At 60.4% G+C, this 12,703-nt stretch carries 10 protein-coding genes and 1 pseudogene; 7 read left to right on the forward strand and 4 right to left on the reverse strand.

Features of this window, described 5'->3' with window-relative positions:
* Positions 1 to 156 precede the first annotated feature (156 nt).
* The 3 genes from L53_RS00505 to L53_RS00515 all read right to left on the reverse strand — a co-directional run bounded on the left by L53_RS00505 (position 157) and on the right by L53_RS00515 (position 3,334).
* A complete protein-coding gene (locus L53_RS00505; protein ID WP_198019695.1) occupies positions 157 to 1,614 on the reverse strand; it encodes a DnaA ATPase domain-containing protein in 1,458 nt (485 codons plus the stop codon).
* Positions 1,615 to 2,158: 544 nt separating this feature from the next.
* Complete coding sequence (rpsT, locus tag L53_RS00510; RefSeq protein WP_034810557.1) at positions 2,159 to 2,422, reverse strand: 30S ribosomal protein S20; 264 nt, start codon at positions 2,420 to 2,422, stop codon at positions 2,159 to 2,161.
* Between the two features lie 129 nt (positions 2,423 to 2,551).
* Entirely contained in the window at positions 2,552 to 3,334 is a 783-nt protein-coding gene (locus L53_RS00515; protein ID WP_034810559.1) for an enoyl-CoA hydratase, read from the reverse strand.
* A 260-nt stretch (positions 3,335 to 3,594) separates the two neighbouring features.
* Here L53_RS00515 and L53_RS00520 point away from each other — a divergent pair, with 260 nt between their 5' ends.
* From L53_RS00520 to L53_RS00550, 7 genes and pseudogenes are all read left to right on the forward strand, one after another.
* A complete protein-coding gene (locus tag L53_RS00520) occupies positions 3,595 to 4,959 on the forward strand; it encodes an AarF/ABC1/UbiB kinase family protein (protein WP_034810560.1) in 1,365 nt (454 codons plus the stop codon).
* A 60-nt stretch (positions 4,960 to 5,019) separates the two neighbouring features.
* On the forward strand, positions 5,020 to 5,493 hold the full coding sequence (locus L53_RS00525; protein WP_034810562.1) for a PaaI family thioesterase: 474 nt from the start codon (positions 5,020 to 5,022) through the stop codon (positions 5,491 to 5,493).
* A gap of 262 nt (positions 5,494 to 5,755) precedes the next feature.
* Positions 5,756 to 7,218, forward strand: a pseudogene (hisS, locus tag L53_RS17665) (histidine--tRNA ligase).
* Positions 7,215 to 8,345 (forward strand): ATP phosphoribosyltransferase regulatory subunit, encoded by a 1,131-nt coding sequence (locus L53_RS00535; protein ID WP_034810564.1) that lies wholly within the window; start codon positions 7,215 to 7,217, stop codon positions 8,343 to 8,345. Before hisS ends, L53_RS00535 begins: the two are co-directional and overlap by 4 nt.
* Positions 8,342 to 9,076 carry an ATP phosphoribosyltransferase gene (hisG, locus tag L53_RS00540; protein ID WP_051607414.1) on the forward strand — a complete coding sequence of 245 codons (735 nt, stop codon included), beginning with the start codon at positions 8,342 to 8,344 and terminating at the stop codon, positions 9,074 to 9,076. The genes L53_RS00535 and hisG overlap by 4 nt, the downstream gene beginning before the upstream one ends.
* 396 nt (positions 9,077 to 9,472) lie before the next feature.
* Positions 9,473 to 10,663, forward strand: coding sequence for an aspartate aminotransferase family protein (locus L53_RS00545; RefSeq protein ID WP_034810566.1), 1,191 nt, complete (start codon positions 9,473 to 9,475; stop codon positions 10,661 to 10,663).
* Between the two features lie 19 nt (positions 10,664 to 10,682).
* Positions 10,683 to 11,513 carry a carbon-nitrogen hydrolase family protein gene (locus tag L53_RS00550; RefSeq protein WP_034811740.1) on the forward strand — a complete coding sequence of 277 codons (831 nt, stop codon included), beginning with the start codon at positions 10,683 to 10,685 and terminating at the stop codon, positions 11,511 to 11,513.
* A 3-nt stretch (positions 11,514 to 11,516) separates the two neighbouring features.
* On the opposite strand, the gene nspC is transcribed toward L53_RS00550, so the two are convergent.
* Positions 11,517 to 12,662 (reverse strand): carboxynorspermidine decarboxylase, encoded by a 1,146-nt coding sequence (nspC, locus tag L53_RS00555; RefSeq protein WP_034810568.1) that lies wholly within the window; start codon positions 12,660 to 12,662, stop codon positions 11,517 to 11,519.
* Positions 12,663 to 12,703: the final 41 nt, after the last annotated feature.

Here is a 12,703-nt window from a genome sequence, read left to right on the forward strand (position 1 = left end):
CCGGAATTCTTCACCAGTCCTGCCGCTTCCGCCCGGAACCGGCGGTCCGGAATGGAATCGGCCCGCTCTGCGGGGAGAGCGGGCCGAGCACACTTACTCAAACAAAGGCAAAAGCCAAGCGCCGATCGTAGATTCGCGGCTCTCAGCTGGGTTTGCCTAATTCATGCCTGCCGCCTGTAGCTCCAGGATGGTCTCGTTTACGGCTTTGATGTGGGCGCCCAACTCATTGTTCTCAGGCAGGGCCTTGGACACTTTGCGGTGCGCGTACAGGATCGTGGTGTGGTCACGCTTGCCGAAGCTGTAGCCGATCTGCGGGAAGGATTTCCCGGTCAGTTCGCGGCAAAGATACATGGCAATCTGGCGTGGATACACCACGGCGCGTGCCTTGCTCGGGCTCTCCATGTCAGCCTTGGAAACCTCGAACACTTTCATGGCAGCCTTCTTGACCAGTTCGATGGAGGGCTGGCGCACATCGCCTTCGGTCCGGCGGATGATCTTGTGAACCATTTCCATTGTGGGCGTGCGAATGCCGAAGGCCGCTTCAGTGTAGAGGTTCCAGATCGCCCCCGTCATCTCGCGGGCCTGACCCCGAATGCCGGCATTGAACTCTGCGATCATCTCGTCGGTGACCGCAAAGTTCGGGTGACCGGCCTCAATGTGATCAGCAAGATGGCGCATGATCTGGTGCCGCATGCCTGCATCCGGCGCGCCCACCTCAACAGTGGTTGCGCCTTTCAGCTCACTGATCATGCGCGGGCTGAACCCGGTGACATCGCCGGGGGCCTTGTCACCCGCCAGCACGACCTGGCCGCCATTGGCCGTGACTTCGCGAATGTTCTGAAACAGTTCAGTCTCGGTGCCGGGCTTGCCGCTGATGCGATGCAGATCGTCGATCATCAAGATGGTCGCTGCGCGCAAGCGCTTCTTGAGGGCGCTTGTATCCTTCACCTTCACGCCATCGGTGTAGGATGAGAGGAATTCCTCGGCCGTCAGATAGACAATGTGACAATCCTCGCCGCGCTGCTCTGCAGCGGTCTTCAATGCGTGCAGGATGTGTGTCTTGCCAGTGCCTTGCAGGCCGTAGAACAAGGTTGTCAGCGTTCCGACCGGCAACCCGCCCGCAATGCGTTTGGCCATCTGGACAGCCAGTTCGTTCGCCTCACCCGTGACGAGCGTGTCGAAGCTCATAACCGGCGCGCCGGAGCCGGAACCGACAGGTTTCGCCTGCACGGGAGCAGCTTCGGTGATCTCCGCCTTCGCCCATGGGTCCTCGACGATGTCGAGCAGCTCAGCGGGCGCGGTTCGCCAGCAGACAAGCTTGACCGCGCGGCTTGCCGGGTCATGCTCGCGCCAGATGCGTTGGATCGCATGGCGGTGAGCCCCGTATACGCGGTCAAATGACAGCGGGTCGCGTGCCGCGATCACCATCTCGCCATTGAACTCGGCGACCAGACGCAGGCCATCGATCCAGCGATCATAGTCGGCGGTGTTGAGGATTGTCGCAAGATGGGCTTTGACAGTGAGCCAAATCTCCTTGCCCGGAGCATTCTTGCCTTTATTCATCTTCTCGAAGTCTACGCCAGTTTTTGAATCAAAGAGTTTGTTCCCGTCCATGCCGAGCCCCATTTTCTAATTATAATTTCACCCTGACCAACTGGCACGCAGTTCCCCTTCCGAACCGAAATTCGGTCACACTTAATACTCCGTGTCGGGAGAACTTTTCTGTTGGTAAATTGAAATTACTCACTGGGGGTTTTGCTGACAAGTGCTACTTTTATGCGACAGCAGGATTTGGTGAGTTGACTCTTCGCACTGTACCTCAAACCGCAATCAAATCAGGTGCTTGAGCACTGATCTTTTTTTGTGAGTGAGTCGCCCCACACATTTGTTCGCACCTGTTCTGTCAACAGGGGGCGCGGGTATAAGGCTGTGGATATCTGCAGAAAATCGGCGCGTTTCTCAGGATCGTTAACGAGTTCTTACATTACCGCAACCCGGACCCCTTCAGTCAGCCCAAATTCGCAATCCTTCCATTAAACATCCAGTAGAAATGATGTTTCATTTCGAAAGGTCCAATTTGTTGTATTAGGAGATTGACAAGAAAAAACCCGCCTGAACGGTCAGGCGGGTTTCAAATTTTCAATCGGGAAAAGTCCGATCAGCCCATCGCTTTGACGCGAGCCGACAGACGCGAAACTTTCCGCGATGATGTATTTTTGTGCATGACGCCTTTGGTCACCGCGCGCATCAGTTCAGGCTGAGCAGAGCGCAGCGCTTCCTGGGCAGCAGACTTGTCGCCGGCTTCGATTGCTTCTTCGACCTTGCGAACAAAAGTACGCACGCGCGAGCGGCGGGCTTTGTTCACTTCGGTGCGGTTCGCAATCTTGCGGACCATTTTCTTGGCGGAACGGGTATTAGCCATATTAAACTCCTGTGGCCCAAAGGGCTCCCTTCGGGCTGAAGGCGGGGGAATACATAAACGGTGCGAAGGCGTCAACCGCGCAATTGAGGCTGGTCGCAGGAAATAGCAGGTGGGCCGGGGCTTTCAGCATCATTTGTCTTTGAAATGAGCTGAGCGTTTCTCGACATAGGCGGCCATGCCCTCTTTCTGGTCATCCGTGGAGAACAGGGACTGGAACATCCGGCGTTCAAACTGGATGCCTTGCGAAAGCGGAGTCTCATAGGCCACCTTGATGGCTTCCTTGGTCAGCATGGCGGCCGCCAGAGGCATTGAGGCGATCGTGCGGGCGAGCTCCCGCGCAGCATCCATCAGGTCGTCGGCAGGGACGACCCGGCTGACAAGGCCACAACGTTCGGCTTCTTCAGCCTCCATCATGCGACCAGTAAGGCAGAGTTCCATCGTCTTGGATTTGCCAATGACGCGGGCGAGACGCTGAGTGCCGCCGGCACCGGGCATGACGCCGAGGCGCACTTCCGGCTGTCCGAACCTGGCGGTATCCGCCGCCAGTATGATGTCGCACATCAGGGCCAGTTCGCATCCCCCGCCAATGGCATAGCCGGAAACGGCGGCCACAATGGGTTTGCGGGCGCGAGCTGCGCGTTCCCAGTTCCGGCTGATAAAATCTTCATAATAGGACTCAGGATAGGTTTTTTCCTGAATTTCCTTGATATCTGCGCCACCCGAAAAGGCCTTCTTGCCGCCCGTCAGGATGATGCAGCCAATGTCCGGATCGGCTTCAAATCGATCCAGCGCATCTGTCAGCTCATTCATCATCTCTTCGCAGAGGGCGTTCAGGCTCTCGGCGCGATTGAGCGTGATCACGGCGAAGCCGGCTTCCTGGTCAATCTCGGTGAGAAGCGTTTTGTAAGACATTCATTAAATCCTGCTCGTCGCGGTGTGGCGCTGGCAATTTGATCTGCAGCAGCCTTTAACTTTCGGGACACTCTACATTCGGCTGCCCGGAGCCGGCAAAATCTGGAGGGCGATGCGCTTTTTCTGTTGCGGATCAATTCGCGAAGGCGGGCCTATACCGCGAACATGACGCATTTGTCATCCATTGCGAGTCATATGGCGGGAAAGGGCGACAATATACGCGATTGGTTGTTTTCAAGGCAGCACCCTATATCCCACCCATGACGGACGACACACAAACACCCCGTGACCCGGAGCGCAACCGCTTGTCGGGCCGGATTGCGCGCAGCGCACGGGTTGGTGCCAACCTGTCTGGCGCGGGCCTCACCTTCGCCACGCAAAGCCTGTTTGGGGGGGATCAGGGGGATGAGAAGATTGCCCGTGCGCTGGCCGCTGCGCTCGGTAAGTCCAAAGGTCCGCTGATGAAGGTGGCCCAGATGGTGTCGACCATTCCGGATTTCCTACCGCCCGAATATGCCGCCGAACTCAGCCAGCTGCAGGCTGAAGCCCCTGCCATGGGATGGCCTTTCGTGAAACGCCGGATGCGCGCTGAACTGGGCGCCGACTGGCAGGAAAAGTTCGGCGCGTTCGAAAAGGAGGCCTCGCATGCCGCCTCGCTTGGCCAGGTCCATGGCGCGACCCTGCATGACGGGCGCCGGGTCGCCTGCAAGCTGCAATATCCTGATATGGCCAGCGCGGTGGAATCCGATATTGGCCAGCTCAAGACCATGCTTGGCCTGTTCAAGCGGATGGATGGCTCTATCGACCCGAGCGCGATGGTGGTCGAAATCACCGACCGCCTCCGTGAAGAGCTCGATTATGCGCGCGAGGCCAAGCATATGGCACTCTATGCGAACATGCTGGCGGATCGCGATTTCGTCACCGTGCCGGATCCGGTGCCGGAATTGTCCACCGACCGGTTGCTGACCATGAGCTGGGTATCCGGCAAGCGGCTGGATGCATTTGAGGATGCCCCCCAGGAAGTGCGCAACCGGATTGCGGAAATGTTGTTCTGGACATGGTGGGGGCCGTTCAACTCCCATGCCGTGATCCATGGGGACCCTCACCTCGGCAATTACCAGGTGACCGGGGAGGGGACCGGGCTGAACCTGCTCGATTTCGGCTGCATCCGTATCTTCCCGCCGGAGTTCGTCAGCGGCGTGGTCGATCTCTATCGCGCGATCCTGGCGGACGATTTCGACGCGGCCTATGCCGCCTATGAGAAATGGGGCTTCAGCGGCTTGTCCCGCGAGCTGGTCGAAGTGCTGAATATCTGGGCGCGCTTTATATATGGACCACTGTTGGACGACCGGGTGCGTTCGGTCGCAGACGGCGTGACGCCCGGTGAGTATGGCCGCAAAGAAGCCTTTGCCGTTCGCAAGCTGCTCAAGGAAAAGGGGCCCGTTAAGATCCCGCGCGAATTCGTCTTCATGGACCGGGCCGCCATAGGCCTCGGCGCGGCATATCTGCGGCTGGGGGCGGAACTCAACTTCTTCCAGCTGTTCAATGAGAGTCTCGAAGGCTTTGACACAGACAAGGTCGCCGCGCGACAGGCTGAGGCCAAGGCCGTCGTCGGGCTCGACTGACCCAAAGGAAGTTTGTCTCGCCTCTGGCACTCTCAGGCCGGAGGCGCTAATCCGATTTCCATGAGCGACGATCTTACCAGAAACCAGACTTTCGACACGCCTGAGGGCTATTCCATCCTGCCATGGCATCGCGGTTTTGGCCGCCAGATTGGGCCCCTCTTCGAGAAGCGGGACGAGACCGGCCTGACGCGGGCCTTCCGGGTCGAGGAATATCATACCAATGGCATGATGAACGCGCATGGCGGCATGATGATGACCTTTGCCGACATGGCGTGGGGCGCTGCGGTCGAAAAGGATGAGGACACGTGGTGGGTCACGGTCCGCCTGATGTGCGATTTTCTCTCCGGCGCGTCGATGGGCAGCTTCGTCGAAGGCAAGGCAGAAGTGGTCGGACGTCAGGGTGACATCTTCACGGTCGAAGGCCGCATATGGACGGGCGACAAATTGCTGATGCGGGGCACAGGCATATTCAAGGTGATCGAGCGCCGCGATGGCCAGCAGAAGCCCTTCAAGCGCGTCAGCCAGGACGCCTGACGGCCTTGCCAATGGTTGACTCCGGCCAGGCGGCTGCGTATCCGGCGACGCAATGAACATCGCACTGCAGCACCATCACCATCATTCGTGACGCGCCGACGAGGCGCGAACCGGTCCGGCTGCGCCTCCTGAAAGTGTTCATTCTTCCGAACCAGACCAGATGAGGCAGGCCGCGCCCGGTCCGCGCTGCGCCGACGTGTTGCCTTTCCAATCTGTGCGTCTCCGTCTATGCGGAGCGCGTCGGCAACCAGGACCTGAGACGATCATGAGCGACAAGGACACACCGCCCCTCACCGGCAAGGATCTTGCCCGCAAGCCGCGCGGCTTTCCGGACAAGCGCGAGAGCCTGATCCATGCCCAGGCCGGGCTGGTCGAGACGATCACCGGCGTCTACCGCCAATGGGGCTTCGAGGCGTTGGAAACCAGCGCCTTTGAGTATGCCGACGCGCTTGGCAAATTCTTGCCAGATGATGACCGTCCGAATGCCGGTGTCTTCGCCATTCAGGATGATGATGAGCAGTGGATGTCGCTGCGCTATGATTTGACCGCGCCGCTTGCCCGTTTCGTGGCCGAGGCGGGCCAGTCGCTGGGCAAGGGCCAGTCTGGCGCAATGAAAAACCGGGTCCCGGCCGGTTCCGCGAATTCTGGCAGTGCGATGCCGACACGATTGGCGCGCCGGGCTATCATGCTGACGCCGAGATGATCGCCATGGGCGCCGAAGCGCTGCGCGCGGTTGGCATCGCACCGGGCGAGTTCGTGATCCGCGTGAACACACGCCGCTTGCTCAATGGCGTGCTTGATGGAGTGGGCGCGACGAGCGCCGACACGCGCCTCGCTATCCTGCGCGCGCTGGACAAGCTGGACCGTCTTGGCGCCGAGGGCGTCGCGGACCTGCTCGGCGCAGGCCGTATGGATGAGAGCGGGGACTATACAAAAGGGGCGGGACTCGGCGCCTCAGAAGTGACCCGTGTACTCGCCTTCGCTCAGGCGGGAGCCGACACGCGCGCTGAAACGCTGGCCAATCTCGTCAAGGCGACGGGGGATACCGAAGAGGGCAAGGCTGGCCTTGTTGAACTTGAAGCCATCGCGAAGGCATTGGAAGCGCTCGGCGCGCCGGAAGGCGATGTCGTGATTGATCCATCCGTTGTGCGCGGGCTCGAATATTATACTGGGCCGGTCTATGAGGCGGAACTGTTGCGCGAAGTCACCGGCGAAGACGGCAAGACCTATCGCATCGGTTCCATCGGAGGCGGCGGTCGCTATGATGATCTCGTCGCGCGCTTCACGGGCGAAACAGTTCCGGCAACCGGTTTCTCTATTGGCATTTCCCGTCTCGCGGCCGCAATGCAGATTATGGGCGAGACCGAAAAACTCGATGGCCCGGTCGTCGTGCTGAATTTCGACAAGGAAGACCCGACCAGCGCCTTGCAGATCGCCACCGAACTGCGCCGGGCTGGTATCCGGGCCGAGGCCTATATGGGTGCCTCCGGCATGCGGCCGCAGATGAAATATGCTGACCGCCGATCATCGCCTGCCGTTGTCATGGTGGGAGAGGATGAACTGGCCAAAGGCACGGTCACGATCAAGGACCTTGAAATGGGCGCGCTGAAGGCGAAAGCCATCAAGTCCAACGAAGAATACCGGGAAGCCCGTCCGGGTCAGTTCGAAGTGCCCCGCGCCGAAATGGTCGAAGCCATTCGCAAGATTACCGAGGCCCAGAAATGACGCACGAGACTCTTGCCGCTGCAGCGCGCGGCATTTTCGAGGCAACGGGCGCCGAGCCATTGGACCCGGCCTACATCCTGCCGTCCGATATCCCACTTGAACTTTCCGGCGAAGCGGTGCGGGCGCGCCTCTGCGTGTTTTCCGATCATCGCGGCAATGAAATGGTCATGCGGCCAGATCTTACTCTGCCAGTGGCGGGGCAGGAGGCGGACAGGCGCGCTGCGGGTGGAGACGGGGCCAAGGCCTACACTTATGCCGCGCGGGCCTTCCGACTGCCGGCCTCTGCTGGCGACCCGATGGAATTCACGCAGGTCGGCTTTGAATGGTTCGGCAAGGAAAGCGGCGCAGATGCGGACGCCGAAGCTTTTGCGCTGGTACGCGAAGCCGTTGCCGCTTGCGATGTATCGCCCACGGCGACTGAAATGGGCGACCTCTCGATTTTTCCAGCCTTTGTGGACGCTCTTGGTCTTGCGCGTATCACGACAGACCTTTTGAAGCGGGCCTTCCGCCAGGAGGGCGGGGTCAGCGAGCTGCTCGATGCTGCGCCTCAACCGCCGGCGTCAGACCTTCAGCCCGTTCTGGATGCAGGCGGCGCGAAGGCGGCGGAAGACGCATTTTTGAAAGTTCTGAGTGATCGCGGCATTCCGATGATCGGTACCCGCAGTGTTGCCGAAATCGTCGCGGGTCTGCGCGGAAAGGCGGCGGTGCATGCCGCAGGTGGTGTGCCGGAGGCGGCGCGGGCAGCGCTGTCTGACCTTGCCGGTGTGAACTGCCCAGCAGGGGAGGCGGCTGACGTGCTTGCCACCATCAGTGACAAACACGGGCTCGCGGCCATGTCTTCCGTAATCGAACGGGTTGCCCGCCGAATGGAGGCGATCCTGTCTGCGGTGCCGGGCGTCGCCAGCGAGGCGCGCTTCCGGTCCGGCTTCGGTCGGCGGTTTACGTATTATGATGGCTTTGTCTTCGAATCGTTCGGTGAGAATTTGACCTCCCGCCAGCCGCTCGCCTCGGGCGGGCGCTATGATGGTCTGATCGAAGGCCTGTCCCGGTCCAGGGCCTCGGCGTCAGGTATTGGCGGCGTGGTCCGGCCAGATCGCATCCTGCGTGCGAAAGGAGAGGCGGCATGAGCGTCCTGTCACTTGCGATCCCCTCCAAGGGTCGGCTGAAGGAGAAATCCGAGGAGTGGCTGAAAGCCCGCGGATTTGAAGTGCGCCAGATTGGTGGCGAGCGCGGCTATCAGGCTGAAATCTCGGGATTGGGCGAAGTCGATATGCGGCTTCTCTCCGCGCGCGAGATCGCGCAGGGCCTGATCGATGGCAGTATCCATGCTGGTGTGACGGGCGAAGATTTATTGCAGGATCTCGCGCCGACGGGGCCAGAGGATTTCCATGTGCTGGAACGGCTCGGCTTTGGCGGTGCAGATGTGATCGTCGCCGTGCCGCAGGCCTGGATTGATGTGGACACGATGTCTGATCTGGAAGCGGCGGGGGCAGCATTCCGCAAGGCTCATCATCGCCGCCTCAGGGTAGCCACCAAATACATGCGGCTGACACGGCGCTTCTTTGCCGCCAAATCCGTGGGTGAATATCGCCTCGTCGAAAGCGCGGGGGCAACCGAAGCGGCGCCTGCCACTGGCGCAGCGGACGTGATTGTCGACATCACTTCGACCGGCGCGACGCTCAAGGCGAACGGGCTCAAAATTGTTTCAGATGGAATAATACTGAAAAGCGAGGCCGTTCTGGCGGTGTCTGCAAATTCGTCATGGAGTCAGGCTGCTCTGAAGTCCCTGTCACTATTGGGCGGTGCAGCAAATGTTGAAGAACTGCTCATATTGAAAAATTTGAATTCACAATCTTGACACACGCAATAAAGCGCGGCCATATGACACGGCAAGTTTCTGGGAGGAAACGCTGCAAACGGTGGAAGGCGCGGAAGCTGGTGGAAGCTCTCCGCGCCTTTTTTCATTTCTGATAAAATTTGGGTCCACCAGGACGGTCCGGAGCAACGGCTCAGGTGAGGTAGGGGGCGTTTTGGACATCACCCCGGCCCGTCTTGGCTTCCTGATTATCAATAAGGGATTATCGATAAACGTCAATCATAATTATCGTTTTTCGATTAAACTTTTTTCATGATGCGGATCAGTACAGCTTAATCGTTCGCTTGTAGCGGGCGTGCACCAGCCCGTGAGTTGACTTCGCCCATCGGCGCGGCCAAGCGTGGACCAAACAGGATTTTGCGCACGCAAGGAGTTATCATGAGCGATCCGCGCCAGCACATCATGCCGGTCTACCGGCCGCCAGAGCAGGTTTTCGAGAAGGGGGAGGGCGTCTGCCTCTTCACCGAGGACGGCACGCGATATCTCGATTTCATCGCCGGCATTGCCGTGAACGCGCTGGGCCACGCTCATCCCGCCATGGTCGAGGCCCTGCAGGAGCAGGCCGGCAAGCTGTGGCACACCTCCAACATGTTCCGCGTGCGCGGCGCCGAAGAACTGTCCGACAAGATTTGCCGTGACACGTTTGCGGACCGTGTCTTCTTCACCAATTCCGGCACCGAAGCCGTCGAATGCGCCATCAAGTCTGCCCGCAAATATCATTGGGCGAATGGCAATGAAGAACGCATAGACATCATTACCTTCACCGGTGCATTCCACGGTCGCTCGCTCGGCGCGATCAATGCCGGTGGCAATCCGAAATATCTCGAAGGCTTTGGTCCGAAATTGCCGGGCTTTGTGCACCTTGAATGGGGCGACCATGACGCTTTGAAGACGGCAGCGGCCCAGCCGACCACAGCTGCCATTTTCGTTGAGCCTGTCCAGGGTGAGGGTGGCGTACGTGCCATGCCCGACGCCTGCCTGATCGGGCTGCGCGAGCTTTGCGACGAGCACGGCATCCTGCTGATCTATGATGAAGTCCAGTGCGGCATGGGCCGGACAGGAAAACTGTTCGCTCACGAATGGGTTGAAGGCGCCGCGCCGGATATCCTGTGCTCGGCCAAGGGCATTGGCGGCGGTTTCCCGTTTGGCGCCTGCCTGACGACTGAAGCGGTCGGCGAACATATGCAGCCCGGCAGCCATGGATCGACCTATGGCGGCAACCCGCTCGCCATGGCGGTCGGCAATGTTGTCTGGGACATCATTTCCAGCGAAGACTTCCTGGCTGAAGTGCGCCGGGTCTCCGGTACGCTGGCGCAGGGCCTGAAAAGCCTCGCCGACAGCCATCCGGACAAGGTCGAAGCGGTGACAGGCAAAGGCCTGCTCACCGGCCTCAAGATGAAGTCCGATCCGAAAAGCCTGCAAGGCGTCTGCCGTGACAAGAACCTGCTGGTCGGTGTGGCCGGGAACATGGTTTTGCGTCTCGCGCCGCCATTGGTCATCACGGACGAAAATGTCCGCGAAGCCACCGGCATCATCGACGCCGCGCTGTCAGAATGGGAGCCAGCCTGATCCGGCGAGGCCAATGGCCATGACCCATCTTCGTGTTGCCTGTGTCCAGATGCGGTCTGGTGTGGAGATCGCGCCGAACATCGCGGCGGCCTCTGATCTGATCCGCGATGCGGCGGGGCAGGGCGCGCAGCTGGTTGCCACTCCCGAAATGACGAACCTGTTGGACATACGTCCCGGCAAGGCGCGTCCAAAGATTGTTCCGGAGGCAGATGACCAGACGCTCGCCGCGATGCGTTCCCTGGCGGCTGAGCTTGGCATCTGGGTGCTGATCGGCTCGATCGCCGTGACTCTCGAAGGCGAGGACCGGCTGGCCAATCGGTCTGTCCTGATCGCGCCGGATGGCAGCGTCCGGGCCCGCTATGACAAGATCCACATGTTCGATGTCGAAGTGGGCGACGGGCAGAGCTATCGCGAAAGCCGCGCTTACCGGCCGGGCGAGCGCGCCGTGCTGGCGGAGACCGAGTTCGGCAAGCTGGGGATGACCATCTGCTATGATGTTCGCTTCCCGCATCTCTATCGCAAGCTTGCGCAGGCGGGCGCAGGCATCCTGACGATCCCGGCAGCGTTCACGCGCGTGACGGGCAAGGCGCACTGGCATGTCCTCGTCCGGGCGCGCGCCATCGAGACCGGCAGCTTCATCATCGCCCCCGCGCAGAGCGGCAAGCATGAAGACGGCCGCGAGACCTTCGGCCACTCTCTGATCGTCTCCCCCTGGGGCGAGGTGCTGGCGGAGAAGGCGGATGATGAACCGGGTGTGATCCTTGCCGATCTGGATCTCGACGATGTGGCGAAAGCGCGGCGCCGCATCCCGTCGCTCGGGAATGATCAGGACATTCGCTTCAAGGACTGACGATCAGCGTCCCAAGCGCCGGCGGAATTCCTCATAGCCGAAATCGGACAGGCTCTCGATGATGCCGTCTTCCCAGCGGACCGCCAGATTTGCCAGCGGCGTGCCGTTAAACGTGTTCGTCTTGACGAAGGAATAATGCATCTGGTCGGTGAAGACGATCGTGTCTCCCGGCTTGAGTGGGGCATCGAAAGAGTATTCTCCAATCACGTCGCCGGTCATGCACGTCTTGCCACCGAAGCGATAGGTGTGCGCCTTCTGGCCGGGCTGGCCGCCCCCGATCACGTCCGGCCGATAGGGCACTTCCAGCACGTCTGGCATATGGGTTGAGGCGGAGGCATCGAGGATGGCGAGATCGACCTCGTTCCAGTGCAGCGCCAGCACGGTCGCGTACAACTCTCCCGTGTTCACGACGAGGCCCGCGCCCGGCTCCAGTACGACCTCCACGCCAAAGCGCGCCTTGAATGCCTTGATGGCCGCGATCAGCGCATCGACGTCATAGCCTTCCTTGTTGAGGAAGTGCCCGCCGCCGAAATTCACCGTATTCACCTGCTCGATATACTGACCGAAATTGTCGGCCACGAATTCGATCAGGCCGACCGAGCCTTCATGCAGGCTTTCGCACAGCGCATGGACGTGAAAGATGTCGATGCCGGACCAGTCGACCTGGTCGAGCTTTGACGGCACTTCGCCAAACCGGCTTCCGGGCGCACACGGATTGTACAGGTCTCCGCCCAGCGTCGCATTCGAATACCCGGGATTGACGCGCAGGCCGATCTTGGCGCCGCCGTCGCGGGCAATATCGCCAAAGCGTTCGATCTGTTCGAGGGAATTGAAATAGATGTGCTCGGCCACCTCTGTCAGGCGCCGCACTTCGGCCTCGGTATAGGCCGGGGAATAGACATGGACTTCCTTGCCGAAGCTCTCATGCCCCATGATGGCTTCCTGTTCGCCGCTGGCCGTGGTGCCGTCCAGATAGTCGGTCATCAGCGGGAAGGCCGCCGGCAGGGAGAAGGCCTTGGTCGCCAGCAAGATCTTGCATCCGGCCGCCTCGCGCACGCGCTGGGCCGTTTCCAGGTTTGCGCGCAGGCGCGCCGCGTCCAGCACGAAGACGGGCGTTGGGATGTGATCGGGCAGGGCGGGTGGGGTCATGGTGTCTGGTCCTTGGGTGCCCGCTTATGCCTTATCAACGG

This window comes from Hyphomonas sp. L-53-1-40 (assembly GCF_000682775.1).
Classification (GTDB): Bacteria; Pseudomonadota; Alphaproteobacteria; order Caulobacterales; family Hyphomonadaceae; genus Hyphomonas.

Bases quoted from the DNA above. Each gene is read 5' to 3' on its own strand.
- L53_RS00550 (WP_034811740.1), top strand. From the start codon at position 10,683: ATGACCCATCTTCGTGTTGCCTGTGTCCAGATGCGGTCTGGTGTGGAG.
- L53_RS00545 (WP_034810566.1), top strand. From the start codon at position 9,473: ATGAGCGATCCGCGCCAGCACATCATGCCGGTCTACCGGCCGCCAGAG.
- hisG (WP_051607414.1), top strand. From the start codon at position 8,342: ATGAGCGTCCTGTCACTTGCGATCCCCTCCAAGGGTCGGCTGAAGGAG.
- nspC (WP_034810568.1), bottom strand. From the start codon at position 12,662: ATGACCCCACCCGCCCTGCCCGATCACATCCCAACGCCCGTCTTCGTG.
- L53_RS00505 (WP_198019695.1), bottom strand. From the start codon at position 1,614: ATGGACGGGAACAAACTCTTTGATTCAAAAACTGGCGTAGACTTCGAG.
- rpsT (WP_034810557.1), bottom strand. From the start codon at position 2,422: ATGGCTAATACCCGTTCCGCCAAGAAAATGGTCCGCAAGATTGCGAAC.
- L53_RS00520 (WP_034810560.1), top strand. From the start codon at position 3,595: ATGACGGACGACACACAAACACCCCGTGACCCGGAGCGCAACCGCTTG.
- L53_RS00525 (WP_034810562.1), top strand. From the start codon at position 5,020: ATGAGCGACGATCTTACCAGAAACCAGACTTTCGACACGCCTGAGGGC.
- L53_RS00515 (WP_034810559.1), bottom strand. From the start codon at position 3,334: ATGTCTTACAAAACGCTTCTCACCGAGATTGACCAGGAAGCCGGCTTC.
- L53_RS00535 (WP_034810564.1), top strand. From the start codon at position 7,215: ATGACGCACGAGACTCTTGCCGCTGCAGCGCGCGGCATTTTCGAGGCA.